This is a genomic window from Halomonas sp. MMH1-48 (assembly GCF_022348105.1).
In the GTDB taxonomy this organism is placed as follows: Bacteria; Pseudomonadota; Gammaproteobacteria; order Pseudomonadales; family Halomonadaceae; genus Vreelandella; species Vreelandella piezotolerans.
In genome coordinates, this window is record NZ_JAKRFL010000012.1 from 74,043 (window position 1) to 99,124 (window position 25,082).

General features: G+C 59.7%; 21 protein-coding genes and 2 tRNA genes. 13 read left to right on the forward strand and 10 right to left on the reverse strand.

Going from position 1 to position 25,082, the window contains the following annotated elements; translation table 11 throughout:
* Window positions 1–2 precede the first annotated feature (2 nt).
* The 13 genes from glmM to MHM37_RS12000 all read left to right on the forward strand — a co-directional run bounded on the left by glmM (window position 3) and on the right by MHM37_RS12000 (window position 13,162).
* Entirely contained in the window at window positions 3–1,352 is a 1,350-nt protein-coding gene (gene glmM, locus MHM37_RS11940) for a phosphoglucosamine mutase (RefSeq protein WP_139527969.1), read from the forward strand.
* Between the two features lie 128 nt (window positions 1,353–1,480).
* Window positions 1,481–2,230: a triose-phosphate isomerase gene (gene tpiA, locus MHM37_RS11945; protein ID WP_153843156.1), complete on the forward strand. Its 750-nt coding sequence runs from the start codon at window positions 1,481–1,483 to the stop codon at window positions 2,228–2,230.
* 4 nt (window positions 2,231–2,234) lie between these two features.
* On the forward strand, window positions 2,235–2,594 hold the full coding sequence (secG, locus tag MHM37_RS11950) for a preprotein translocase subunit SecG (protein WP_239296756.1): 360 nt from the start codon (window positions 2,235–2,237) through the stop codon (window positions 2,592–2,594).
* 34 nt (window positions 2,595–2,628) lie between these two features.
* A tRNA-Leu gene (locus MHM37_RS11955) sits at window positions 2,629–2,715 on the forward strand.
* Between the two features lie 134 nt (window positions 2,716–2,849).
* Window positions 2,850–2,926, forward strand: a tRNA-Met gene (locus MHM37_RS11960).
* Between the two features lie 325 nt (window positions 2,927–3,251).
* Entirely contained in the window at window positions 3,252–3,713 is a 462-nt protein-coding gene (rimP, locus tag MHM37_RS11965) for a ribosome maturation factor RimP (RefSeq protein ID WP_139527972.1), read from the forward strand.
* Between the two features lie 70 nt (window positions 3,714–3,783).
* On the forward strand, window positions 3,784–5,298 hold the full coding sequence (gene nusA, locus MHM37_RS11970; RefSeq protein ID WP_139527973.1) for a transcription termination factor NusA: 1,515 nt from the start codon (window positions 3,784–3,786) through the stop codon (window positions 5,296–5,298).
* A 27-nt stretch (window positions 5,299–5,325) separates the two neighbouring features.
* A complete protein-coding gene (gene infB, locus MHM37_RS11975) occupies window positions 5,326–7,866 on the forward strand; it encodes a translation initiation factor IF-2 (RefSeq protein ID WP_153843153.1) in 2,541 nt (846 codons plus the stop codon).
* A gap of 19 nt (window positions 7,867–7,885) precedes the next feature.
* Window positions 7,886–8,293: a 30S ribosome-binding factor RbfA gene (gene rbfA / locus MHM37_RS11980; protein WP_219862522.1), complete on the forward strand. Its 408-nt coding sequence runs from the start codon at window positions 7,886–7,888 to the stop codon at window positions 8,291–8,293.
* Complete coding sequence (truB, locus tag MHM37_RS11985) at window positions 8,293–9,213, forward strand: tRNA pseudouridine(55) synthase TruB (protein ID WP_239296755.1); 921 nt, start codon at window positions 8,293–8,295, stop codon at window positions 9,211–9,213. Before rbfA ends, truB begins: the two co-directional genes overlap by 1 nt.
* 117 nt (window positions 9,214–9,330) lie before the next feature.
* Complete coding sequence (rpsO, locus tag MHM37_RS11990; protein ID WP_009723734.1) at window positions 9,331–9,600, forward strand: 30S ribosomal protein S15; 270 nt, start codon at window positions 9,331–9,333, stop codon at window positions 9,598–9,600.
* Between the two features lie 137 nt (window positions 9,601–9,737).
* On the forward strand, window positions 9,738–11,903 hold the full coding sequence (gene pnp / locus MHM37_RS11995) for a polyribonucleotide nucleotidyltransferase (RefSeq protein WP_139527977.1): 2,166 nt from the start codon (window positions 9,738–9,740) through the stop codon (window positions 11,901–11,903).
* A gap of 89 nt (window positions 11,904–11,992) precedes the next feature.
* Window positions 11,993–13,162: an MFS transporter gene (locus MHM37_RS12000; RefSeq protein WP_239296754.1), complete on the forward strand. Its 1,170-nt coding sequence runs from the start codon at window positions 11,993–11,995 to the stop codon at window positions 13,160–13,162.
* A gap of 61 nt (window positions 13,163–13,223) precedes the next feature.
* Here the strand turns inward: MHM37_RS12000 and MHM37_RS12005 are convergent, their stop codons facing one another.
* The 10 genes from MHM37_RS12005 to gluQRS form a co-directional block, all read right to left on the reverse strand.
* Window positions 13,224–14,402, reverse strand: a complete 1,179-nt coding sequence (locus MHM37_RS12005) for an acetyl-CoA C-acetyltransferase (RefSeq protein WP_239296752.1) — start codon at window positions 14,400–14,402, stop codon at window positions 13,224–13,226.
* Window positions 14,403–14,602: 200 nt separating this feature from the next.
* Window positions 14,603–14,983: an aspartate 1-decarboxylase gene (gene panD, locus MHM37_RS12010; protein WP_027337660.1), complete on the reverse strand. Its 381-nt coding sequence runs from the start codon at window positions 14,981–14,983 to the stop codon at window positions 14,603–14,605.
* Between the two features lie 33 nt (window positions 14,984–15,016).
* The gene (panC, locus tag MHM37_RS12015; RefSeq protein ID WP_239296751.1) at window positions 15,017–15,877 is read right to left on the reverse strand and encodes a pantoate--beta-alanine ligase; all 861 of its coding nucleotides are present in this window, start codon (window positions 15,875–15,877) and stop codon (window positions 15,017–15,019) included.
* Between the two features lie 35 nt (window positions 15,878–15,912).
* Window positions 15,913–16,704 carry a 3-methyl-2-oxobutanoate hydroxymethyltransferase gene (panB, locus tag MHM37_RS12020; protein ID WP_239296750.1) on the reverse strand — a complete coding sequence of 264 codons (792 nt, stop codon included), beginning with the start codon at window positions 16,702–16,704 and terminating at the stop codon, window positions 15,913–15,915.
* 156 nt (window positions 16,705–16,860) lie between these two features.
* The gene (gene folK / locus MHM37_RS12025) at window positions 16,861–17,388 is read right to left on the reverse strand and encodes a 2-amino-4-hydroxy-6-hydroxymethyldihydropteridine diphosphokinase (RefSeq protein WP_239286467.1); all 528 of its coding nucleotides are present in this window, start codon (window positions 17,386–17,388) and stop codon (window positions 16,861–16,863) included.
* Window positions 17,381–18,769 carry a polynucleotide adenylyltransferase PcnB gene (gene pcnB / locus MHM37_RS12030; protein ID WP_139527983.1) on the reverse strand — a complete coding sequence of 463 codons (1,389 nt, stop codon included), beginning with the start codon at window positions 18,767–18,769 and terminating at the stop codon, window positions 17,381–17,383. The genes folK and pcnB overlap by 8 nt, the downstream gene beginning before the upstream one ends.
* Window positions 18,770–19,634: 865 nt before the next feature.
* On the reverse strand, window positions 19,635–21,005 hold the full coding sequence (locus MHM37_RS12035; protein WP_139527984.1) for a sigma-54 dependent transcriptional regulator: 1,371 nt from the start codon (window positions 21,003–21,005) through the stop codon (window positions 19,635–19,637).
* Window positions 20,983–23,928, reverse strand: coding sequence for an ATP-binding protein (locus MHM37_RS12040; RefSeq protein ID WP_239296749.1), 2,946 nt, complete (start codon window positions 23,926–23,928; stop codon window positions 20,983–20,985). Before MHM37_RS12040 ends, MHM37_RS12035 begins: the two co-directional genes overlap by 23 nt.
* Entirely contained in the window at window positions 23,918–24,094 is a 177-nt protein-coding gene (locus tag MHM37_RS12045) for a hypothetical protein (protein WP_167520868.1), read from the reverse strand. Before MHM37_RS12045 ends, MHM37_RS12040 begins: the two co-directional genes overlap by 11 nt.
* Before the next feature lies 1 nt (window position 24,095).
* Complete coding sequence (gene gluQRS / locus MHM37_RS12050; protein ID WP_239296748.1) at window positions 24,096–24,995, reverse strand: tRNA glutamyl-Q(34) synthetase GluQRS; 900 nt, start codon at window positions 24,993–24,995, stop codon at window positions 24,096–24,098.
* Window positions 24,996–25,082: the final 87 nt, after the last annotated feature.

Below are 25,082 nucleotides of genomic sequence, written 5' to 3' on the forward strand. Positions count from 1 at the left end.
GTATGACAAGACGCTATTTTGGTACCGACGGCATTCGCGGTACCGTGGGGCAAGCGCCTATCACGGCCGACTTCATGCTCAAGCTGGGCTGGGCCGCCGGGCAGGTATTACGCCGTGAAAAAGGGCGCACTCGAGTATTGATCGGAAAAGATACGCGAATCTCGGGCTATATGTTCGAGTCGGCGTTGGAGGCCGGTCTATCGGCCGCAGGGGTCGACGTGTCGCTGCTTGGGCCGATGCCGACGCCGGGAATCGCCTATCTCACGCGAACCTTCCGCGCCGACGCCGGGATCGTGATCTCGGCGTCTCATAATCCGTTCGACGATAACGGCATCAAGTTCTTCTCTGCTGAAGGTAAGAAGTTACCCGACGCGGTGGAAGACCGTATAGAAGCGATGCTGGAGGCGCCGCTGACCACCGTCGATGCGGCGCAGTTGGGCAAGGCGACGCGCATCGATGACGCGGCGGGCCGCTATATCGAATTTTGCAAATCGACATTGCCCGACCGGCTGAGCTTGCACGGCCTGAAAGTGGTATTGGATTGCGCCCATGGAGCCACTTACCATATCGCCCCCAGCGTGTTCCGTGAGCTGGGCGCGGACGTAAGCGTGATCGGTGCCGCACCGGATGGCTTGAATATCAACCATCAGGTTGGCTCGACACACCCGGCCGCGCTGCGCGCAGCAGTCATTCAGCAAGGGGCCGACCTCGGGGTGGCCTTCGATGGTGATGGTGATCGCGTGCTGCTCGTCGATGCCGATGGTCGAGAAGTCGATGGCGACGATATTCTTTATCTAATAGCCCGCGACCGTCATGAGCGTGGTCTGCTGGAGGGTGGCGTGGTGGGCACGCTGATGAGTAATTTCGGGCTTGCCATGGCGTTGGACCGGCTCGGCATTCCTTTCCAACGCGCTAAGGTTGGTGATCGCTTCGTCATGGAGATGATGGCGGCCAACGGTTGGGAGTTGGGAGGTGAGGCGTCCGGACACATCGTTTGCGGGCACGTACAGAGCACGGGAGACGGCGTCGTATCGGCGTTGCAGGTGCTGGCGCTGATGGTGCGAGAGCAGAAACCCTTGCCCGCACTGCTGAAAGGGCTCGAAAAAGTGCCGCAGTCGCTGGTCAACGTGCGCTTGCCCGCCGGGACGAATGCCAAAGAAGTGATGGCAGCCCAGCCCCTTATGGACGCCGTGGCTGCCCTGGAAACAGAGCTGGGTGATCAGGGGCGAGTGCTGTTGAGGCCGTCGGGTACCGAGCCACTGATTCGTGTCATGGTCGAAGGGCGTGCCCATTTGGATGTCGACCGTTTGGCCAATAAGCTGGCAACCCAAGTCGAGGCGCTGCTCGGTTAGTAGCTTCAAAAAATGAGAGTCGCTTTTACCCGAAAAGCGCGCCGTGCCTGCGATTGCCCTTGCAACAGCGGTTGTCTTGACAAGGCGGCTCCTATACCATTTCGCTCCACCTTGAGTGAGGATTCTTCATGCGTACGCCATTGATTGCCGGCAATTGGAAAATGAACGGTTCCAAGGCGTTGATCGACGCGTTCGGCCAAGCTTTCGCGTCAGCTTCGCTGCCCACGTCCATTGACGTGGTCGTGATTCCGCCGTTTCCCTACCTAGACGCTGCACGCCAAGCGTTCAACGATACGCCGCTGCAGTTGGGTGCTCAAACGCTCAATCCTCATCACTCCGGGGCGCATACTGGAGAAGTGAGCGGTAGCATGCTCAAAGAGTTGGGCGTGACCTACGTGTTAGTGGGGCACTCTGAGCGTCGCCAGCTCTACCGCGAGAGCGATGAGCAGGTGTTCGATCGGTTGTTGGCAGCGGTGGATGCAGGGCTAACGCCGATTCTCTGCGTGGGGGAAACGCTGGAAGAGCGTGACGGGGGACGCACGATGGACGTCGTTCTGCGCCAAGTTGGCTATATCATGGCCCGCTTAGCCCCCGAGCAGCGCTCACAGGTCGTCATTGCTTATGAACCCGTTTGGGCGATCGGTACGGGCCGGACGGCCACGCCAGAGCAGGCCCAAGAGGTCATGGCAGGCATTCGCGCCTATCAGGCAGGGTTTGATGCGTCGCTTGCCGAGCAGTTGAAACTGCTTTACGGCGGTAGCATGAACGCAAGTAACGCGGCTGAGCTACTGGCTCAGCCGGACATCGACGGCGGTTTGGTGGGGGGTGCTTCACTCAAAACCGACGATTTCTACGCCATTTGTCAGTCAGCAGGATAACGCCATGCAAGTTGCAATTCTTATGGTTCACGTGGTGATTGCGGTCGCCTTGGTTGTACTCATCCTGCTCCAGCAGGGAAAAGGTGCCGAAGCAGGCGCAGCCTTTGGTGGCGGTGCGTCGCAAACGGTTTTCGGCTCGCGGGGCAGCGGTAACTTCCTGTCGCGTACCACCGGTGTTTTAGCCGCTGGCTTTTTTGTGACCTCGATGGCTCTAGCATACTTTGCCACTCAGGCAGGCCAAGCGCCGGAAGCCGGTATTCCTGATGCGCGGATGATCGAACAGCAGCAAAACATTCCAACGCTTGACGACTCCGCTGCAAGTATGGATAATACCGCGCCAGTGCTAGAGGAAAGCAGCGAGTAACTTCTTGATGTCGCTTTCTTTAGCCTCCCCTGATGCCGAAGTGGTGGAATTGGTAGACACGCTATCTTGAGGGGGTAGTGACCTTACGGTCGTGCGGGTTCAAGTCCCGCCTTCGGCACCATCTGATTCGCTGATTATTCAGCTTCCCAGACTATCAGGATTGGCACCTGAGACGTAAGATGCACGTGAAGCGAACTATTGAATGAGTTCTTGACGTAAGTCCTTCAAGTGTCTATTATCGTCGACCTAGATTGATGCGGGGTGGAGCAGTCTGGTAGCTCGTCGGGCTCATAACCCGAAGGTCATCGGTTCAAATCCGGTCCCCGCTACCATTTATTTAGTAGCATGGTTTAGGCTCAACGGCATGTATTAAGGTGCTTTTGAGCTGCGAAAAATTCGCGACATGTTGCTAGAATGGTACTACAGGTTTCTTTTGAAAAGCCCCTTCCTGTGAAGGGGCTTTTTGTTAGTAGCTTTTTGTAACTGGTTTTTTATAAACAGCTTTTATGAAGAGCTTTTTGCGAGCCAAGCGTGTCTCAAGAGCGGATGCTGTTCGAGTAGCCAGAGACACATTCCCAGGTAATGCCAATCAGCCACCTAGCTTTTCTTACGACTCCTGGCCAGGTGCCTGATGCAACGGCTATAGGAGCTTTGTCTGTGGCCACAAAACACGCTGCGCTTCACGCGCTGATCGAACCTGTCGTTGCCGCCATGGGCTTCGAGCTATGGGGTATCGACCATATTTCCCAGGGCAAGCATTCGCGGCTGGTGATTTACATCGAGCGCGAGAGCGGTGTCAGCGTGGAAGACTGCGCTGATATTAGCCGCCAAGTCAGTGCCGTGATGGATGTGGAAGACCCAATTCCCGGCGAATACCGCTTGGAAGTCTCGTCGCCCGGCATGGCACGTCCTCTTTACTCCCTGGATCACTTTATCCGCTATCAGGGCCACCATGTCGCTCTGAAGCTACGCGTCGCGTTCGATGGGCGGCGCAAATACCAAGGGCTCCTCGCAGGTGTCGAGGGCGATGAAGTGCTACTGCAACTGGAAGGCGAAGAGTACTGCTTTCCTATCGAAAGCATCGATTCTGCGCACGTTGTCCCGCAGTTCGACGAATAATACGGGTCGCGGCTTCCGGCAGGCGCCGGGATGATGCACAAAAGGACAGGTTTTCTGGCGAGGCAAACGCATGAGTAAAGAAATCTTAATGGTCGTGGACGCGATCTCCAATGAAAAAGGCGTCCCCCGCGATGTTATCTTCGAGGCGGTCGAAGCCGCACTGGCAAGCGCGTCTCGTAAGCGTTTCGAGCATGAAGAAGCGAACGTGCGCGTGCATATCGATCGCCGCACGGGCGACTACGATACGTTCCGCTACTGGACCGTGGTCGAAGACGACGAATTCGAAACGCCAGACTATGAAATCAAAGAGAGCATTGCCGAGCAGCGCGACCCGCCGCTGAAACTGGGCGATGTGGTCGAGCAAAAGATCGAAAACGCCGTGTTCGGGCGTATCGCCGCGCAAACTGCCAAGCAGGTCATCGTGCAGAAAGTGCGCGAAGCCGAGCGTGCCGAAGTCGTGCGTCAGTACGCTGACCGTGAAGGCGAACTCGTCGCGGGTATCGTTAAGAAGACTACCCGTGATGGTCTGATCATCGATCTGGGTGAGAACGCCGAAGCGTTTTTGCCGCGCAACGAGATGATCCACGGCGAGCGCTACCGGATGAACGAGCGCGTACGTGCGCTGCTGGTCAAGGTCGACCCGGAGGCTCGCGGCGCGCAACTGCAGCTTTCGCGCACCTGTCCTGAGTTCATCATCGAGCTGTTCAAGATCGAGGTGCCGGAAATCGCCGAGCAGCTGATCGAGATCAAGGGGGCCGCTCGCGACCCCGGCTCGCGGGCCAAGATTGCCGTCAAAACCAACGATCGCCGCATCGATCCGGTGGGTGCGTGTGTGGGTATGCGCGGTTCCCGCGTTCAGGCGGTGTCGTCTGAGCTGCAAAACGAGCGTGTGGATATCGTTCTGTGGGACGACAACCCGGCTCAACTGGTGATCAACGCCATGGCGCCGGCCGACGTGGCCTCGATCTTGGTGGACGAGGATGCGCACGCTATGGACGTCGCCGTGGCCCAGGACAACCTGGCACAGGCCATTGGCCGTAGCGGCCAGAACGTGCGTTTGGCGTCTGAATTGACCGGCTGGCGGATCAACGTCATGACCGAAGACGAAGCCGAGTCGAAGCGCGAGCAGGAGATCGACAGCCTGGTGGATTCCTTCGTTCATCATCTGGGGGTCGATGATGAGGTCGCTCGCCTGCTGGTGGAGGAAGGGTTCACCACCCTGGAAGAAGTTGCCTACGTGCCGCTCGAAGAGATGCTCGACATCGAAGAGTTCGACGAAGAGTTGGTCGAAGAGCTGCGGGCACGTGCGAAAGACGAGCTGCTGACGATGGCCATTGCCTCGGAAGAAGCGCTAGACGGTGCTCAACCAGCGGACGATCTGCTGGAAATGGACGGCATGGAGCGTCATTTGGCCTTCATTCTGGCCAGTCGCGGCATTGTCACAATGGAAGATCTCGCCGAGCAGTCTGTCGACGATCTGGTCGATATCGAGGAGTTGGACGAAGCGCGCGCAGCGGCACTGATCATGACTGCCCGTGCGCCCTGGTTTGAAGTCGATGACGCATCGGACTCAAACACACAGTAAACAGGTCACGGGCTGAGGAGGGTCACTATGTCAGATATGACAGTTAAAGATTTTGCAGTAAAGGTGGGCCGCGATGTGCCCCGCCTCTTGGAACAGATGAAAGAAGCCGGTTTGAAACACCGCTCGGAAAGTGACGCCGTCTCTGAAGACGACAAACAGACGCTGCTGAGCTTTTTGAAGAAAAGCCACGGCGGTGGTGACAGCGAGCCGAGCAAGAATCGCATCACGCTGACCCGTAAAACCCGTAGCCGTATCAAGACCGGCGAGCGTGGTAAAACGATCGAAGTGCAGGTGCGTAAGAAGAAAACGTACGTCAAGCGTGAGGAAGAAGAGAAGCCGAAGGCGCCCGAACCCAAGCACTCGGGGCCGCGTCAGTTAGTCGGTGACATGGCCGAAGCGGAAGCCGAGCGCAAAGCGCGTGATGCTCGCGCTGCAGAAGAGAAAGCCGCTGCGGCGAAAGCCCAGGCAGCCGAAGATGCCGCTCGTAAAGAGGCGGAAGAGCAAGCCAAGGCCAAAGCCACTGATGTGCCGGACATCGAGGTGCCTGAGCTAGACATCGAAGACACGTCGACAGGTGACGATCTACCGCCTGCGCCGCCTAAGGAGGGTCGTACCGACCGTCGTACTGCACCGCCGAAAAAGGCTGCAGCGAAGAAGAAAGGTCGTGACGACGACGATGATCGCGGTGATCGCGAAGAGCGCAAGCGTGGCGGCGGCAAAAAAGTGAAGCGTGCCGAGCGCCGTGGCGGACGTCGCGGTGGGGCGAGCCAAAATGGCAACGGCAAGCACGGCTTCCAGAAGCCGACGCAGCCGATCGTCCGTGAAGTCTCGATCCCTGAGTCGATCAGCGTTGCTGAGCTGGCCGACAAGATGTCGATCAAGGCCAACGAAGTGATCAAGGCCATGTTCACCATGGGCGCAGCTGTGACCATCAACCAGACCATCGATCAAGATACGGCGGCGATCGTGGTGGAAGAGATGGGCCACAAGGTCAAACTGGTGAAGGATGACGCACTGGAAACGGAAATGCTGGAAGGCATCTCTTACGAAGGTGAAGAGATCACCCGCTCACCGGTCGTCACCGTCATGGGTCACGTCGACCACGGTAAGACCTCACTGCTGGACTACATCCGTCGTGCGAAAGTCGCCACTGGCGAAGCTGGCGGTATTACCCAGCACATCGGTGCCTACCATGTGGAAGATGACCACGGCGGCGTGACCTTCCTGGATACCCCCGGTCACGCGGCGTTTACCGCCATGCGTGCTCGCGGTGCGAAAGCCACCGACGTGGTCATCCTGGTGGTGGCGGCCGACGATGGCGTCATGCCGCAGACCATCGAGGCCGTCGAGCACTCGAAAGCCGCTGGCGTACCGATGGTCGTAGCCGTGAACAAGATCGATAAGCCCCAGGCCGATCCTGATCGTGTCAAGAACGAGCTTTCTCAGCACGGCGTGATCTCGGAAGAGTGGGGGGGCGATACGCAGTTCGTTCACGTCTCGGCGAAAAGTGGTGAAGGCATCGAAGACCTGCTGGAAGCGATTCAGCTCGTGTCCGAGGTTCTCGAACTCAAAGCCGTACCGTCTGCGCCAGGTAAAGGGGTCGTCGTCGAGTCACGCTTGGACAAAGGCCGCGGTCCCGTGGCGACCGTGCTGGTACAAAACGGTACGCTCAAGAAGGGCGACATCGTCCTGGCGGGCCTGCACTACGGTCGCGTTCGCGCGCTGACCAACGAGCTAGGCAAGCAGGTCGATACCGCTGGCCCCGCCATGCCGGTAGAGATCCAAGGTCTCGACGGCACACCAGATGCTGGTGACGACTTCATGGTCGTGGCCGACGAGAAGAAAGCCCGCGAAGTGGCCAACTTCCGTCAGGGTAAATACCGCGAAGTACGCCTGGCGCGTCAGCAGAAGGCCAAGCTGGAGAACATGTTCAGCCAGATGGGCCAAGACGAAGTGGCCAAGGTCAACATCGTCCTCAAAGCCGACGTACAGGGCTCGCTGGAAGCGATCAAAGGCGCCTTGGAAGAGCTCTCCACCGAAGAAGTACAGGTGGCCGTGGTCTCCTCCGGTGTGGGTGGTATCACCGGTACCGACGCCAACTTGGCGCTGGCCTCGGAAGCCATCGTGGTCGGCTTCAACGTCCGTGCTGATGCCGCAGCCCGTGAGATCATCGAGCGTGAAGGTTTGGATCTGCGCTACTACAGCGTCATCTACCACCTGATCGACGAAGTCAAACAGGCCATGAGCGGTATGCTTGCCCCCGAGTGGAAAGAAGAGATCGTGGGTGTGGCCGAAGTACGCGACGTGTTCCGCGCGCCGAAGATCGGTGCGGTGGCTGGCTGTATGGTCGTCGAAGGCACCGTGTCGCGCAGCAAGCGCATCCGCGTTCTGCGTGACAACGTGGTCATCTACGAAGGCGAGCTCGAATCGCTGCGCCGCTTCAAAGACGACGTGCAAGAAGTGCGTAACGGCATGGAGTGTGGCATCGGCGTGAAGAACTACAACGATGTCCAGGTCGGCGACAAGATCGAAGTCTTTGACCAAGTGAAGGTCGAGCGCAGCCTGTAAGGCCGCGCGAGGAGCAATCATGCGCGAATTCAAGCGTACCGACCGAGTAGCCGACCAGCTCCAAAAGGAGCTGGCGGTACTGATCCAACGCGAAGTGAAAGATCCGCGCTTGGGCATGGTCACGGTGAGCGGGGCCACCGTTAGTCGTGACCTTGGCTACGCCGATATCTACGTGACGCTGCTGGGGGAGCAAGATCCCGAGCGTATCAAGGAGAACCTGCAGGTGCTCAAGCGCGCCTCGGGGTTTCTGAGAAGCCAAATCGCCAAGCGTATTCAACTCCGGCACGTGCCGGAGCTGCGTTTTCACTTCGATGAAAGCGTGGTGCGCGGCCAGCACCTCTCGTCGCTAATCGACGAAGCGGTCTCTTCTGACCGCGCACGTCAAGCCGATGACGACACTCCGGATGCGGGCGAGGAGACGCGCTAATGGCCCGTCGCCGTCGCGGATTACCGGTCAATGGCGTGGTGCTGCTGGATAAGCCGAAAGGCCTCTCCAGCAACCACGCGTTGCAGCGCGTGCGTCGTCTGTTCGAGGCGCAAAAAGCCGGACATACCGGCACGCTGGACCCCATGGCAACAGGGCTTCTGCCTATCTGCCTGGGGGAGGCCACCAAGTTTTCCGCGCACCTACTGGAAGCCGACAAGATGTATCGCACCCGGGTAGAGTTGGGGGTGATCACCGACACCGGCGATGCCGAGGGTAACGTCATCGAGCGGCGTGAGGTGCCAAGCCTCACCGGCGAGGAGGTGGAGGCCGTGCTGGTCCGCTTTCGTGGCGAGATCGAACAGGTACCGCCTATGTATTCGGCGTTGAAGCACCAGGGCAAAAAGCTCTACGAGCTGGCGCGTGAGGGCAAACAGGTTGAACGTGCAGCGCGGCGGGTTAGCGTGTATGATGCGCGCCTGCTGGCGTTCGAGGGCACGGCGTTCGAGCTGGAAGTCAGCTGTAGCAAAGGCACGTATATCCGTACCTTGGCCGAAGACATCGGTCACGCCCTGGGCTGTGGTGCCCACATCAGTCAACTACGGCGGCTCAAAACCGGGCCGTTCGATGGCGACGCTATGTGGACACTGGAGGCGTTGGAAGCACTGGCTAGCCAAGCCGACCGCGAAGCCGAACTCATGCCCGTGGATGTGCTGGTCGATCATCTGCCATCGCTGAGCGTCGATGACACCTCGTTTGGCCGACTGGCCCACGGACAGTCAGCCGAGCTCACCGTCGATGAATTGGCACCCGATGCGTTGGCACGACTTTATCACGCCGAGACGTTTATCGGCCTTGGCGTTGTAAAAGGGCCGCAGGAAGTGGCCCCCAAGCGGCTGTTAAGCACGGTCGCTCGTTCGTAATATCGCGGTAAAACGTTGCAAGGATGTGGCGATTTGCGCGAAAATGGTCGCCTGAGACTGCAAATATGCGTGGTCTCACCCATTCACTTTTAGGCATATTGCTTACTGGAGAGACAGATGGCATTAACCGCTGAGAAAAAGGCCGAGATCGTCAACGAATACGGCCGCGGCGATAACGATACCGGTTCCCCTGAAGTTCAGGTTGCACTGCTGAGCGCCAACATCAACGGCCTGCAGGACCACTTCAAGACCAACAAGCAGGATCACCACTCTCGTCGTGGTCTGATCCGCATGGTAAACCAGCGTCGTAAGCTGCTGGACTACCTGAAGCGTAAAGATTTCGAACGCTATCAGTCTCTGATTCAGCGTCTGGGTCTGCGCCGCTAAGTTTTTAACGGCCATGATTCGAAACGGGCAGCTCCTTGTGAGCTGCCCGTTTTTTTGTTTCTGGTAGCCGTACGGCGCCTCAACGCCTAGAATGGTGGCGAGTCAAACGACCCAAGCGAAAAGACAAGTAGCTATTAATGTTAAAGGAAGTAGCCGTGAATCCGGTCAAAAAAACGTTCCAATACGGTCGCAGCACCGTCACCCTCGAAACTGGGCGTATCGCTCGCCAAGCCACTGGTGCCGTGATGGTCACCATGGACGACACCGTCGTCCTGTGTACGGTGGTGGCGAAGAAAGACGTCAACCCAGGCCAGCCCTTCTTTCCGCTCTCGGTACACTACCAAGAGAAAACCTACGCCGTGGGTAAAATCCCCGGTGGCTTCTTCAAGCGTGAAGGCCGCCCGACGGAGAAAGAGACCCTCACGTCGCGTTTGATCGACCGCCCGATTCGCCCGCTGTTTCCGAAAGGCTTCATGAACGAAGTGCAGGTGATCTGTACCGTTCTATCCACCGACCGTAATCACGATCCGGACATCGCGGCCATGCTCGGCACCTCGGCGGCGCTGAGCATCTCAGGCGTTCCGTTCAATGGCCCGATTGGTGCCGCCCGTGTTGGCTTCAACGAAGAGCAAGGCTACTTCCTGAATCCCACCGTCGAAGAGCTGACCACCTCCGAGCTGGACATGGTGGTGGCCGGTACCGAAAACGCCGTGCTGATGGTGGAGTCCGAAGCGCAAGAACTGCTCGAAGACGAAATGCTGGGTGCCGTACTGTTTGGCCACCAGGAGATGCAGGTCGCGATCGACGCCATTAAAGAATTGACTGCCGAGGCCGGTAAGCCGCGCTGGGAGTGGCAGGCGCCGGCAGAAAACGTTGCCTTGAAAACGGCCATGGCCGACGCCTTTGAAGCCAAAGTGGGTGAGGCGTACCGCATCACCGATAAAATGCAGCGCCAAGATGCACTCGCAGCGCTGAAAGACGCGGCCGTCGAACAGTTAGCGGCCGCGGAAGGCGAAGAGGAAGCGGAAGGCAAGTTCAGCAAGGATGACGTGAAAGGCGCGTTCGCAGCGCTTGAGAAGCGTGTGGTGCGCTCCCGCGTGGTCAAGGGCGAGCCGCGCATCGATGGCCGCGACAACGTTACCGTGCGTCCGCTGAACATCGACGTCGGCGTGCTGCCGAAAACTCACGGCTCGGCCATCTTCACCCGTGGTGAGACCCAGGCCATTGCGGTCGCAACACTCGGCACGCTGCGTGATTCGCAGCTCATCGAGTCGCTGGAAGGCGAGCGTAAAGACCGCTTCATGCTGCACTACAACTTCCCTCCCTACTCGGTGGGTGAAGCTGGCTTCATGGGTGGCCCAAAGCGCCGTGAAATCGGCCACGGCCGTTTGGCGCGTCGCGGTGTCCAAGCGATGCTGCCGTCTGAAGAAGAGTTCCCCTACACCATCCGTGTGGTGTCGGAAATCACCGAATCCAATGGCTCAAGCTCCATGGCGTCCGTGTGCGGCTCCTCGCTGGCGTTGATGGATGCGGGCGTTCCGCTGAAAGCCCCGGTGGCGGGTATTGCCATGGGCCTCGTCAAAGACGAAGACGGCTACGCGGTGCTGACCGATATCCTGGGTGACGAAGACCACCTGGGTGACATGGACTTCAAAGTGGCCGGTTCTGAAGAGGGCGTCACTGCCCTGCAGATGGACATCAAGATCGAGGGCATCAACGAAGAGATCATGGAGACTGCGCTGCAACAGGCCCACGATGCGCGCATCGGTATCCTGGCGCAGATGAACGCCGTGATCAGCCAAAGCCGTAACGAGGTGTCGGAAAACGCCCCCTCCATGGCGACGATCAAAATCGATCCGGACAAGATTCGCGACGTCATCGGCAAGGGCGGCGCCACCATTCGCAAGATTTGCGAAGACACCGGTGCATCGATCGATCTTGATGACGATGGCACCGTTCGCATCTACGCCGAAGACAAAGCCGCTGCCAAGAAAGCGATCGATACCGTACTGGCGATCACCGCCGAAGCGGAAATCGGCAAGCTGTACAAAGGCAAGGTCGTACGTATCGCCGACTTTGGTGCGTTCGTGAACATCATGCCGGGAACCGATGGCCTGGTGCACATCTCGCAAATCGTCCAGGAGCGCGTCAATAACGTGCGCGACTTCCTGAACGAAGGCGACGATGTCATCGTGAAGGTGTTGGATATCGACAACCGCAACCGCGTGAAGCTCTCGATCAAAGAGATCACCGAAGAAGAGAAAGCAGCGTTTGAAGCTGCCGAGGCGGACGTCGCTAGCTAACGAGCGCTCAGCGTAGGATTTACCGCCCCCGCAGCCCTTGGCTGTGGGGGCGGTGTCGTTTTGATAGGTCAGGAATATGAGGACATAGCATGGAGCAGCAGGAATCGCCGCGTTGGTGGGCGGTGGTGGCCGTGATGATCGGCATTTTTTTGTTGGTGACCGCAGAGCAACTACCTATCGGTTTGCTCTCTCAGGTGGCAGAATCGATGGGCGTGACCCCAGGTATGGCAGGGTTGATGGTGACGGTGCCCGGCGTCGTGGCGGCGTTTTCAGCGCCGCTGCTGCCGGTGGCGGTAGGGCGTCTCGATCGCCGTATCATGCTGACGCTGATGATGGCAGTGATGGTGCTGGGCAGCGTGCTCTCCGCCATGGCCAGCAACTTTTCCCTACTGTTGGCGGCGCGAGTGTTGGTGGGTATCAGTATCGGCGGTTTTTGGGCCATTGCGGGCAGTATTGCGCCACGTCTGGTGCCTAGCGATCAGGTATCGCGGGCCATGACCATCATTTTTGGCGGCGTGGCGGCGGCCTCGGTGCTTGGCGTACCGTTGGGCACGCTGCTGGGTGATATCAGTAACTGGCGCGTGGCCTTTGGTGCCTTGGGGGGCTTGAGTTTGCTCACGGCGTTGGCGCTTTGGCGCTGGCTACCGCCACTGCCGCCCCGAGAGCCGGTGCGGCTTCGGGTGCTGGCCCAACAGCTAAAGAACCGTGGCGTGCGGGTAGCCGTGTTGACCACGGGGTTTGTTGTGGTGGGTCACTTTGCGGCCTACACCTTCATTAGTCCCATTTTGCAAGAGATCAGCGGGGTCGCGCAGCGCCATGTCGGAAGCCTGCTGCTGCTGTACGGTGCGTCGGGGATTTTGGGCAATATCGTTGCAGGGATGTTTGCTGGCCGTCACCCGTACCGTGCGGTGCTCGCGATTCCTAGCGTACTGCTGGTGGTCGTGGCGATCTTCCCGGTGGTAGGCGTAGAGCCGACCAGTGGCGTGCTGCTGTTAATGCTGTGGGGTGCTGTATTTGGCAGCGTATCAGTGAGTATTCAGACATGGATTCTACGCACGGCGCCCAATACGGAAGCCGCCACGGCGTTAATGGCGTTCGTCTTCAACATGTCGATTGGCCTGGGGGCCATGGTCGGGGGGCAAGTGGTCGATGGCACCAGCCTACCGGTGGCGATGTGGGTCGCCTCGGGGCTGTTCCTCATGGGCGTACTGTTGGTATGGCGCACGCCGTCGCGCATCGTTGGTGAAAAGCGCCGCTAATACATGATGGGTAAAAGCCCCCGCCACGGCGGGGGCACGCTTTAGCGGGGCACAGCGGGCGTTATGGGCGCTCGATGGCCAGTGCAACCCCTTGGCCACCGCCAATGCATAGCGTCGCCAAGCCTTTTTTGGCATCGCGGGCGATCATTTCGTGGAGCAGTGTCACCAGCACGCGGCAGCCCGACGCACCAATGGGGTGACCTAGCGCGATGGCGCCGCCGTTGACGTTCACCTTCGACGTGTCCCAGCCCAGCTCTTTATTGACCGACAGCGCTTGAGCAGCGAAGGCTTCGTTGGCTTCGACGAGGTCCAGGTCACCCAGGCTCCAGCCCGCTTTTTCCAGGCAGCGACGGGTGGCGGGGGCCGGTCCGATCCCCATGATGGCCGGGTCGACGCCTGCGTTGGAGTAGGCGGCAATGCGGGCTAGGGGCTCCAGGCCAAGCTCTTTGGCTTTTTCCGCCGAGCAGAGCATAACCACGGCCGCGCCGTCGTTCAGCGACGAGGCGTTACCCGCCGTCACGGTGCCCTCTTTCTTGAACGCAGGACGCATCCCGGCCAGCTTGTCTGCCGTGACTTCACGAGGGTTTTCGTCGGTATCGAAGACCACCGGGTCGCCTTTACGCTGCGGCACCTCGACCGGGACAATCTGGCTTTTGAATTTGCCCTCTTTGATGGCGGCGGCAGCTTTTTGCTGGGAAGCGGCGGCAAATTCGTCCATGGCTTCTCGCGTGATGCCATATTTCTCTGCCAGGTTCTCGGCCGTGATGCCCATGTGGTAGTTATTGAACGCATCCCACAAGCCATCATGCACCATGGAGTCGATAGCCTTCCAGTCGCCCATGCGCTGTCCGTTGCGCGAGTTCGGCAGAATATGGGGAGAGGCGGACATGTTCTCCTGACCACCGGCCAGCACGATCTCGGCATCGCCGCAGCGGATGGCTTGAGTCGCCAGGTGTAGCGCTTTGAGGCCAGAGCCACATACTTTGTTGATCGTCATGGCCGGTACGGTGTCTGGCAGGCCTGCCTTGATGGCTGCTTGGCGCGCCGGGTTTTGGCCAACGCCTGCGGTCAGCACCTGACCCAGCAGCACTTCGTCGATCTGCTCGGGCGCGACGCCGGTGGAAGCGATAATGTCTTTGATGACCAGCGCACCCAAATCGCTGGCGGGAATCCCTGCGAGTGACCCCCCGAAACTACCTACAGCGGTGCGGCGAGCCGCCACAATGACCACGTCTTGCATACAATGACTCCTTGAGTGAGTGTCGCATTGTGCCTATGGCAGATAGGCGTGCCGCCTATCCATTGTTGTTAGTGGTGTGACTTTGTGTCGTGTCAGGCTTGGCTATCAGCATAGGGGAAGGTTGTGCATTGCGGCAATACGCTTTTAGCGCCAATAAAAAACGGGCCGATCAACGGCCCGTTCTTGGCGCGTTAGTTGGCTTACGCTAGCTGTACCGGAATGGCGTTACTGGTATGGCTGACGTGGTTGCCTTCCTGTAGATACACCAGCGCGGGCTGGTGGTTGTCGAGCTCGGCCTCTGAGTAATGGGCGTAGCTGCAGATGATGATGCGATGTCCCGGCGCGGCCAGGTGGGCCGCGGCGCCGTTGATCGAAATCAAGCGCGAGCCCTCTTCGCCACGAATGGCGTAGGTAGTGAAGCGCTCGCCGTTCTCGACATTGTAAATCTGGATCTGTTCGTTTTCGCGGATACCGGCCATGTCCAGCAGGTCGCCGTCGATGGCGCACGAGCCTTCGTAATTGAGAACGGCGTGGGTAACGCGGGCCATGTGCAGCTTGGCTTTGAGCATGATGGTGTGCATGGGAACTCCTGAGTAACGAGCAAGCCTTGCAGGCTAGCGACGAGCAGCGCTGGGTAGCTGCACGCTGAGATTGTCGATGAGACGCGCAGGGCCAAGCTTGGCAGCGGCCAGTAGCACGGCGTGGCGCGTGGTATCGGTGACAGGGCCGAGGGTGGCATCCCGTAGTTCGAGGTAATCTGGCGTAAAGCCGGCATCATACAGCGCCGCTTTGCCCCGTTGTAGTACCTTTTCGATGGATTCACCTTGCGCCAGTGCGTTGCGCAGTTCGCACAGCGTTTTGTAGAGCGTTGGCGCCGTGGCGCGCTCCTGGGCGCTGAGATAGCCGTTGCGCGACGAGAGCGCCAATCCATCATCGGCGCGTACGATCGGCACGCCGATGATCTCGATGGGCATGTGCAGATCAGCCACCAGCTTACGAATTACCGCAAGCTGCTGATAATCCTTTTCACCAAAGCAGGCAATGTCCGGCTGCACTAGGTTGAACAACATGCTGACCACGGTGGAGACGCCGTCAAAGTGGCCGGGGCGTGAGCCGCCGCAGAGCCCTTCGCCGACCACGGGCACGTGAACGCGGGTCTGGGCCTCCAAGCCGTTGGGATAAAGGGCGCTCACCGTAGGCGCAAACAGCAGGTCACACCCTGCTTCGGTGAGGTGGTGCTGGTCGGCGTCGAACGTCCGTGGATAAGCGTCCAGATCTTCGCCGGGGCCGAACTGCATCGGGTTGACGAACAGGCTAGCGACGACCACGTCGGCGTGCTGGCGGGCGGTGGCGACCAGCGCTAGATGGCCCGCGTGAAGATTGCCCATGGTCGGCACCAGCGCAATACGCTGGCCCTTTTGGCGAGCGTCACGCAGCGTGGCGCGAAGCTCGGATATATCTCGCAAAGTGCGCATAGAGAAGTCGCTGTCGCTCACTGAAAAACGGTTACTTAAAAACAGTGCTCTGGGGCGGGGAAGGCGCGGCGCTTGACGGCGTCATGGTACTGCTCGAAGGCGCCCTGGATGGAGCTGGCCTCCGCCATGAAGTTTTTCACGAAGCGCGGCGTACGGCCGTGCGTGACCCCCAGCACGTCGTGCATGACGAGAATCTGTCCGTCGGTGTCTGGGCCTGCGCCGATCCCAATGACCGGTACGTCTAGCGCTTCGGTCACCGCGTTGCCCAAACTAGCGGGCACGCACTCCAGCAAAATCACCGAGGCACCGGCGTCCACTAGCACTTTGGCATCGTGAATGATTTGCTCGGCTTGCGCCGCTTCGCGGCCTTGTACCTTATATCCGCCCAGTTGATAGACGGTTTGCGGCGTCAGGCCCAGGTGGGCACACACCGGCACGCCGCGGCGAGTCAGTTCGCGAATGCCATCGGCCATCCATGCTTCGCCCTCTACCTTGACCAATTCCGCACCTGCTCGCATCAGCGCTGCGCCATCTTCCAAGAGGCGCTCCGTGGTGGCATTGCTCATGAACGGTAGGTCGACCATCAGCAGGCTGTGGCCTTTGCCGCGTGCAGCACAGCGGGTGTGGTAACAAATGTCATCGATGGTCACGGGCAAGGTGCTGCTGTGCCCCTGTAACACCATCCCAAGGGAGTCGCCTACCAGCAGGACATCGATACCCGCCGCGCTAGCAGCATGGGCAAAGGAGGCATCGTAAGCAGTCAGGCAGCTGAACGTTTCACCGGCGCGTTTATACGCCTGCAGGGTGCTCAGGGTGACGGTTTTCATGGCGTGCTCTCATTCAAACGTGATGGGGCCGATGCGGCGAGTGCGCTCGAGGCGCCTGCGCTCTGCTCGGCCATTATTATCGCAGCGTCCCTGCCTGCGCGATGTGGCGTAACCGGCAATTGTTACCTGATTGGGGGCGTGGTGTCGAGATTTGTGTCAGATGGTAGCAGTGGCGGTGACATCGGTAGCACTTAAGTGCCGAATATCGCTCGTATTGAGGCGCGATAGCCACGTTTCGAGCGGTTGCTGGTGCAGCGTGATGGGCTGCTGAAGCGCCGTGGAGACCTCTGCCAGCGGTACGAGTACGAAAGCGCGGGCGTGCATCTGCTCATGAGGTACGGTCAAGCGGGGGTGCTGCAGGGTATGTTTTCCGTAAAGCAGCACATCTAGGTCTAGCGTGCGTGGCCCCCAGTGGCGTAGCCGCCGACGCCGATGGCGCTGCTCCAGCGCCTGTAGCTGGTCGAGGAGCGCCAGCGGCGACAGGTGGGTCTCTAGGCAGGCGACGGCATTGATGAAGTCCGGCTGATCTTGTGGGCCGATGGGCGCCGTGGCGTAGAGCGATGACTTGGCCACTCGTCGCGATAGTGGCAAGGTGTCCAATTCCTGGAGCGCCCGCTCCACCTGCTCGATGGGGGTCTCTAAATTGCTGCCGAGGCCGATATAGCAACGCACGGCGCTATTCACTGTTGGCCCTCCGCGATTTGCGGCGTTTTTTACGACGGCGGTCGCCTTGGCTGGCCGGATCGCTGCCGACCTTCTGAAGGAGTCGGCGCTGCTCGTGATCGTCGCCTTTCTGGAACGACTCCCACCAGTCACCCAAGCCGCGGGGAATTTCGCCCGCCTGCTCGCGTAGCATCAGTAGATCGAAGGCAGCGCGAAAGCGCGGATGCTCTCGGGTTTGGAACGCGCGCTTGCCCCGCCGCATTGGCAGACGTGCCTGAAGCTCCCAAATTTCGCGCATGGGAATCCCAAAGCGCTTGGGAATGGAGGTGTGCTGGAGCTGGCGCGATACGACCTGCTGAGCTGCGGTTTGCAGGGCGGGCACGGCAGGCATGCCCTCGCGCTCGAGCTCGGCCTGGCGGTGAACGACCGGCGCCCACAGAAACGCTGCCAGCAAAAACGCGGGCGTGACGGGCCGGTCTTCGGCGATACGCTTGTCGGTATTGGCGAGTGCCTGCTCAATGAGCTCCTCTGCCCAAGCGGCGTCGGCCATGGCCTCTTCGGCTTCCGGGAAGAGCATGCCAAACAGGTTGTAATGGCTCAACAGGCGGAAAGTGATCAGCCCGTGGCCCGACATGAAGAGTTTGAGCACCTCATCGAACAGGCGAGCCGGCGGAATTTGCAGCAGCAGAGGCGCAAGATCGTACATGGGCGCTTCGGTGGCGGGCTCGATAGTGAAGTCGAGCTTGGCCGCAAAGCGCACCGCGCGCAGCATCCGTACCGGATCTTCACGGTAGCGGGTGGCGGGGTCGCCGATCAGGCGCAGCGTGCGCGATTCGATATCTCGCGCTCCGTTGGCAAAGTCGTGGATCGTGAAGTCGGCAATATTGTAGTAGAGCGCATTGACGGTGAAGTCGCGGCGCAGTGCGTCCTCTTCGATATTGCCCCATACGTTGTCCCGCAGCAGCAAGCCATCGTCCGATTGGTGGGCGATATGGTCGCCGTGCTCGTCCTGAGGTTTGCCGCGGAACGTCGTTACCTCGATGACTTCGCGGCCAAAGCGTACATGCACGATGCGAAAGCGGCGGCCAATCAGGCGTGAGTTGCGAAATAGATCGCGCACCTGCTCGGGTGTAGCGTTGGTGGCCACATCGAAGTCTTTCGGCATTTTGCCCAGCAGCGCGTCGCGAATGCAGCCACCCACGAGATAGGCATCGAACCCGGCGCCGTTGAGACGATAAAGCACCTTGAGCGCGGCTTCACTGATTTGCTGGCGAGAAACGGGATGCTCGGAGCGCGGAATAATACGAGGGCTGGGCGCATCTGAGGCGCTCTCAGGGGAATCGAGCAGGGATTTCAAGTGCTCTCCCGGACTGTGTAATAAACGGGTAAATCCTTTAAACATGCGGCGATGTCGACTCGCAGTGTATCGAAAACGGTTTCGAAAAACGTGACCGTATGGAGGACGGTAAAGGGTTGAGTGTATCCGACCCCCTGGGGCTTGCAAAGAGCGGTTTGCAATGAGCCGTCGAACCTGACGTCAATGCCACCCGTAAACGCGGAAAGGGGAGGCTACGTGAGCCTCCCCTATAAAGCAGACAATCAGCATCCATGCTGCTGTTTTTATTCATGATGGCACATCGCCCTGAATACGCACCGCAGTCGGCAGGCGTAAAGAACCACTCTGATTCCGACCGCCTCGTATTCAAAACAATAATCCAACCGCGAACTTTTCTCTCCCGGCGAGTTGTTATTGGCTCCGGGGGTGTACACCTATGCTGCTATTGTTGTTGTTCGGGTGCAGACCTTGTGTACGTCGCGTCCTTATTTGGGCACTTGCTGTGTATTGTTATTGTTTGCTGCGCGTTTGCTTGGCTCCGCTAGGTAACCCTGTGCTGCGCGTGCAAGTCATGAGACTCAAGCCTGTTGTTCTTGTTCGTGCCGTTATCTCTACCTGGCCTTGTTGTTTTTGTTTTGGCTCAGGTCGGGGCGGTGTCATGTTGTTTTTATTAGTGACTGACCGCGCTGCCCAGTTTGTTCTTCTTGCCTAGTAATAGTGCACTCGCCGTGCCACCCATTTAATACGTTATGAATTTCAGTAGTTTGGCGATTTTCGAGTGGGTCAGGGAACTATTGGGAAGGGAAAGTGTTACCCGTTTTGGCGGCAATTTTGCGCAGCGTTGTGTGGGAAGGTAACAGTGCTCGGGTAACGAATTCCGGATATTTCTTAATCAAATCAATCTATTGGACGTTGGTATTACGCCAAACGTCTAACGGCGTGCGGTTTTTTTCCGAGGAATCCCCAGTCTTTGGCGTCGTTCCCATAAGTTCTTGCGGCTAATGCCGAGTTTTTGCGCCAGTTCGGTTTCGCTCATTTGATCCTGATGTTCCAACACGAAGTGCTGAAAATAGTCTTCCAACGACAGGTCCTCCTCATCGACGGGGGCAACTGCCTCGCTAGGCGAGGGGCTGGTGGCAGGTGGCTGGGAGCGGTGGGTAACTGGACCAAGTCCCAAATCATCAGGGTGAATCAGGTGGCCTTCGGCAAGAATCACGCCGCGCTCCAGCGCATTTTCCAGCTCGCGCACGTTACCGGGCCAGGGATAGTCGCGTAGGTCTTGGCGGGCCGCTCTTGAGAGCCGTAGCCCTGGGCGTTCGTGGCGCTTGCAAGCCTTCTCTAGCAGGATATCGGCGATTTTGAGTACGTCGTCTTCGCGCTCGCGCAGCGGTGGCAGGGCAATCTGCATCACGTTCAATCGATAGTACAAATCAAGCCGGAACTCGCCGCTTTTGGAAAGCGCGCGCAGATCACGGTGAGTAGCGGCAATCAAGCGAACGTCCACATGGCGGGTTTCCACGGAGCCAATTTTGCGGATCTCGCCCTCTTGCAGTACGCGTAGCAGCCTCGCTTGGGCATCCAGGGGCAGCTCGCCAATTTCATCGAGAAAGAGCGTACCGCCGTCGGCAGCTTCGACCAAGCCGGTGCGTGCAGCGCTGGCACCAGTAAAGGCGCCTTTTTCGTGACCAAACAACTCGGATTCGATCAGCGTTTCGGGGATCGCCGCGCAGTTGACGCAAATCAGCGGCGCTTTGGCACGCTTGCTCTGTTGGTGAATGGCGCGCGCGACTAGCTCTTTGCCGGTGCCAGACTCGCCTTGAATCAGCACGGTGACGTCTGCAGGGGCGGTTTTACGAATACGCGTATACACCTCTTGCATGGCAGTGCAGTCACCGATCATGGTTTGGCGGCCTCCGCCCTCATCGGTGACATCTGGCGGCGTACCCTGCTGCATCGACTGCTTGTGCAAAATTCGCTCGACGGTTTCCAGAAGCTCAGTGTGGTCGAAGGGCTTGGCGACATAGTCGACCGCGCCCTGCTTGAGGGCATCGACCGCCGAACGCATGCTGGCGTAGCTCGTCATGATCAAAACGGGAGCGGGGGCGGCGAGTTCGATGAGCGTTGTACCCGGCTCTCCAGGCAGGCGCAGGTCGCTGATGATGAGATCAAAGTCGCTGAGCGGCTGAGCGCTGGCCTCTTCGGCGCTGGCCGCTTCGCTGACGTGATAGTCATGGCGCTCCAGTAGGCGCTTTAGCGCGCTGCGAATAATCGCTTCATCTTCAACAATCAGTATCCTGGGCATGGGGCAAGTGATCATCCTGTTGGTAAAGCGGTAGCCAAAGCGTGATGGCCGTGCCGCGAGGCTTTCCGGGAGGGGGCGACGCCACCTCTATTTTGCCGTGGTGCTCATTGATGATTTGATACGCCAACGATAGCCCAAGTCCAGTACCTTCACCCGCCGGTTTAGTGGTGGTGAACGGTTCGAACAGGCGGTGTTTGACGCTGGGATCAATTCCATGGCCATCATCGACGACTCGCCACCAGGCGTGGCTGGCCTGGGTGCCTGCCTCTATGTGCACCGTTCCCTCGGGAGAGCAAGCATCTTTGGCATTGCTCAGTAAATTTACCATGACTTGCGTAAGGCGCTGAGCATCGCCGCGCACCACAATGTCATTTGGGCAGCGGTTGGTAAAGGTGACATCCTCCCCTGAGCGGGCTAAATGGATCAAGTGCAGGGCGTCGTCGCTGACCGCGGTGAGCGACACCCGGGCGGCGGGAAGCGGTCGCTCCGGTCGTCCGCCATGGGCAAAACCGACGAGGGAATTGACGATTTTAGTCACCCGCTGAGTGAGCTGCTGGATCTGGTCGGCGGTTTCCAAAAGCGCCGGGTCGTCGGTGTCGTAGCGCAGATTTTGCGCCAGCGATGAAATGCCGGTGATCGGGTTGCCAATCTCGTGGGCGACCCCGGCGGCAAGCTGGCCAATGGAAGCGAGTCGCGCGGCGTGCACCAGCTCCTCCTCCAGCCACTTCATCTCGGTGTGATCCTCCACCAGAATGACGCTGCCGCCGCGACTGTCGTGGCCGCTAAGCACCGCTTTGTGCAGCGTCAAAAAGTAGTCTTTACCGTGCAGCGTGACCGCCTGTTTGTACAGCGGCGTTTGGCTGGCAGTCAGCACGCTGCCCAGCAGCGTGGGCCAGGGCGGCGGCAGGCTGTCTCGCCGAGAGCCGATGACGCTATCGCCGCTGATACCCGAGAGCTGCGAGAGCGCTTGGTTCCACATCAGAAGCTCGTCGTCGTCGCCCAGCACGCACAGCCCCACCGGCAGGTAGGCCAGGGTCTGGCGGTGGTGGCGGCGAAGGCCATCCAGTTCGCGGGCAAGCCCGGTCAGTCGCGAACGGTAGGCTTCCAAGCGGCTTTCGACGAAATGGATGTCGTCGGTCACAGGGGCGTCATCGTGACGGTAGGGCAGATAGCGGTCGACGATGTCCCGCGCCACCGAGGGGCCCATCAGGCCCGACAGGTTGGCCTGAATGCGGTCGCGTAAACGGCGCAGGGCATAGGGGCGTCGCTCTTGCGGGGTCAGGTTGAGCGCTTTCAAGGCGCGGTCCACTTCTCGGCTCGCGGCTTCGTCGCCCAGCGCTTGGGCCAGGTGGGCGGGGAAATCTCCCGCGGTGGCGGCTTCCAGCGGCAGGCGTTTGGAGCGGATGACCGCATCCACCGAGCAGGCTTCCGCCGCCGAGCGCTCGCCCTCCGAAATGCGCGTAAATAGCGACACCACGATCAGCAGCACGATATTCACCGCTAGCGAGATGAGGGTGGCGTTGTACCATACGGGGGCATCGGCGGGCATCAGAAGGCTGAACGGCAGCGCGGGGAGGGGGATATCGAACAGCAGTGGCAGCCATAGCCCCCATAGCCAGACGCCGATGCCTCCGATGAGACCGGCAATCATGCCTTTGCGATTGGCTCCTGGCCAATAGAGCAGCGCCAGCAGGCCCGGCAAACACTGGGCCATGCCCACGAATGCGGCCAACCCTAGGTTCGTGAGCGAGTGATAGCGCCCGACGCTTTCGGCAAACAGCCAGCCACCGACAATGACGGCCCCGACCAGTGCCCTGCGTAGCCACAGCAGCCAGCCGTAGAGGTCACTACGCGCCTCTGGCGGACGGGCGACCAGTACGATGTGATTCAACACCATGCCAGAGAGCGCGAGCGCAATCATCATCATCGTGCCGCTGGCGGCCGCCAGGCCCCCTATGAACGCCAGCGCGCCGACCCACCAATGCTCGGTCATTAGGTACGCCGCATAGGCGGCAAGCGGCACGCTCTCGTTGGCCGACTGCGCGGCCCATAAAATGAGCGGCACCGGTAGCGCCATCAGTAGCAAAAAGAGCGGCAAGGTCCAGCTCGCCTGCAGTAAGGTGTGGCGAGAGAGGCTTTCGGCAAAGGTGATTTGGAAGAGGTGCGGCATCATGAAGGCCGCCGCGAAAAACAGCAGCAGAAGCGTGCGCCACTGGGGGGCTTCGAGCTGAGGCGTAGCCGCTTGGAGCGCCGCACCGGGGCCTTCCAGCCAGCGCTGTAAATCCTGTGGTCCATCAAACACCCACCAGAGTGCAATGGCACCGAGCCCGAGCATGGCCAGCAGTTTGACCACCGATTCGAAGGCGATCACGCTGAGCAGCGTGTCGTGGCGGTGCCGATGGTGATGGCGCGCGCCAAACAGCACGGCGCAGCCGGCAATGACCCCACAAAACAGCAGCGCGACGGCGGCGCTATAGCGGCTGCCGGTGAGCAGCTGCACGGCATCGCTCAAGGTTTGCACCTGTATGCCCAGCAGCGGCAGTACGGCAAGCAGACTCAATAGCGTCACCAGCGTGCCTGCCCAGCGGGAGCGGTAGCGAAAGGCGAACAGATCTGCCAGCGAGGAGAGTTGGTAGGTGCGGGTGATGCGCTGAATCGGTACCAGCAGCACGGGGGCGAGCAAAAAGGCCCCCGCTGGCCCCAGGTAGTAAGCGAGGTAGCCGAATCCAGCATTCGCGGCTAATTCGATGCTGCCGTAGATGGCCCAGGCACTGGCGTATACGCCAAGCGCCAAGGTGTACACCATCGGGTGGCGAGTAATGCGCACCGGTACCCAGCCCCGCTCGACGGCCAAACCGCAGCCAAACAGCAGCCCGAGATAGCCAAGCCCCAGTAATACGACGCTTATTAACTCAGCGTTCATCCAGTTTCCTTTTCTGCTCGAGCCAGAGCGTCAGAGCTATCAACACTCCCCAGATGGCAAACGGGCGGTACCAGGCAACGCTCGGGTCAGCCCAGCCATCCATGAACAGCGGGGAAAGCAGATACCCGCCAAAGACGAGAAATAGCATGATGCGGTAGACGTACATCTTACGGCTCCGGTGGGGCAGAGCGGTGGGGCTGCGGTGCCAAATGTGCCACTGACCAGTGATTGATGGCCCATCGTAACTGGACCTCGGGGGGCTCCTCGACGAGCGCTGGCGGTGGCGCCTGATCGAGCAGCTGCAGCGCTTGAAACAGCTGGCGACGAATCCCGCGGCTCTCCTCGGCCAAGGCAGGGGCGAGGTTTTGCTTGGAGAGCTTTTGGCCGCCCGCCGTGACCACCAGCGGCAGATGCAGATAGCGCGGCGTAGGCACCTGTAGCGCTGCTTGTAACTGCTGCTGCCAAGGCGTGTTATCCAGCAAGTCGACTCCCCGTACGATGTCGGTGATGCCCTGATGGTCGTCGTCCACGACCACCGCGAGCTGATAGGCCCATAATTGATCTTTGCGCTTCAACACGACATCGCCCAGGTCGGCGGGGTCGAAGTGCTGCTCGCCGAACAGTCGGTCGTTCCAACCGACGGGGCGTTGGGCGAGGTCGCTTCGCAACCGCCAGGCGACTGGCTGGCTGGCATCGCACACGCCGTCTCGGCACCAGCCGGGGTAGATGTCGAAGGCCTGCCACTGCTTGCGTGAGCAGCTGCAGGGGTACGCCAGCCCCCGATCGATGAGCTGCTCAAGCGCGTGTTGATAGGCGTCATGACGCTGGCGTTGCCACATGACGTCCTCATCCCATGTCAGGCCAAAAGCCTCCAGCTGGCGCAAAATGGTGCTGTCCGCGCCCTCGGGGCAGCGCGGCGGGTCGATGTCTTCGATACGTACCAGCCACTGGCCCCCCGCAGCGCGGGCATCCAAATAGCTGCCGAGCGCGGCCACCAGCGAGCCAAGATGCAGGGGCCCGGAGGGGGTAGGGGCGAAGCGTCCTCGGTAGTGAGCGGTGGCGGTCATGGCAATCCGTGCGTGAAAACGGTAAAGCAGTAAGTAGAGAACAAGATGACAAACAAAAACGGGCACCTCAAGGGTGCCCGCTGTCGA

Bases quoted from the DNA above. Each gene is read 5' to 3' on its own strand.
- nusA (WP_139527973.1), top strand. From the start codon at position 3,784: ATGAGTAAAGAAATCTTAATGGTCGTGGACGCGATCTCCAATGAAAAA.
- pcnB (WP_139527983.1), bottom strand. From the start codon at position 18,769: ATGTTTAAAGGATTTACCCGTTTATTACACAGTCCGGGAGAGCACTTG.
- MHM37_RS12005 (WP_239296752.1), bottom strand. From the start codon at position 14,402: ATGCAAGACGTGGTCATTGTGGCGGCTCGCCGCACCGCTGTAGGTAGT.
- glmM (WP_139527969.1), top strand. From the start codon at position 3: ATGACAAGACGCTATTTTGGTACCGACGGCATTCGCGGTACCGTGGGG.
- secG (WP_239296756.1), top strand. From the start codon at position 2,235: ATGCAAGTTGCAATTCTTATGGTTCACGTGGTGATTGCGGTCGCCTTG.
- truB (WP_239296755.1), top strand. From the start codon at position 8,293: ATGGCCCGTCGCCGTCGCGGATTACCGGTCAATGGCGTGGTGCTGCTG.
- panC (WP_239296751.1), bottom strand. From the start codon at position 15,877: ATGCGCACTTTGCGAGATATATCCGAGCTTCGCGCCACGCTGCGTGAC.
- gluQRS (WP_239296748.1), bottom strand. From the start codon at position 24,995: ATGACCGCCACCGCTCACTACCGAGGACGCTTCGCCCCTACCCCCTCC.
- rpsO (WP_009723734.1), top strand. From the start codon at position 9,331: ATGGCATTAACCGCTGAGAAAAAGGCCGAGATCGTCAACGAATACGGC.
- MHM37_RS12035 (WP_139527984.1), bottom strand. From the start codon at position 21,005: ATGCCCAGGATACTGATTGTTGAAGATGAAGCGATTATTCGCAGCGCG.
- pnp (WP_139527977.1), top strand. From the start codon at position 9,738: ATGTTAAAGGAAGTAGCCGTGAATCCGGTCAAAAAAACGTTCCAATAC.
- MHM37_RS12040 (WP_239296749.1), bottom strand. From the start codon at position 23,928: ATGAACGCTGAGTTAATAAGCGTCGTATTACTGGGGCTTGGCTATCTC.
- MHM37_RS12045 (WP_167520868.1), bottom strand. From the start codon at position 24,094: ATGTACGTCTACCGCATCATGCTATTTCTCGTCTTTGGCGGGTATCTG.
- rbfA (WP_219862522.1), top strand. From the start codon at position 7,886: ATGCGCGAATTCAAGCGTACCGACCGAGTAGCCGACCAGCTCCAAAAG.
- panD (WP_027337660.1), bottom strand. From the start codon at position 14,983: ATGCACACCATCATGCTCAAAGCCAAGCTGCACATGGCCCGCGTTACC.
- panB (WP_239296750.1), bottom strand. From the start codon at position 16,704: ATGAAAACCGTCACCCTGAGCACCCTGCAGGCGTATAAACGCGCCGGT.
- tpiA (WP_153843156.1), top strand. From the start codon at position 1,481: ATGCGTACGCCATTGATTGCCGGCAATTGGAAAATGAACGGTTCCAAG.
- MHM37_RS12000 (WP_239296754.1), top strand. From the start codon at position 11,993: ATGGAGCAGCAGGAATCGCCGCGTTGGTGGGCGGTGGTGGCCGTGATG.
- infB (WP_153843153.1), top strand. From the start codon at position 5,326: ATGTCAGATATGACAGTTAAAGATTTTGCAGTAAAGGTGGGCCGCGAT.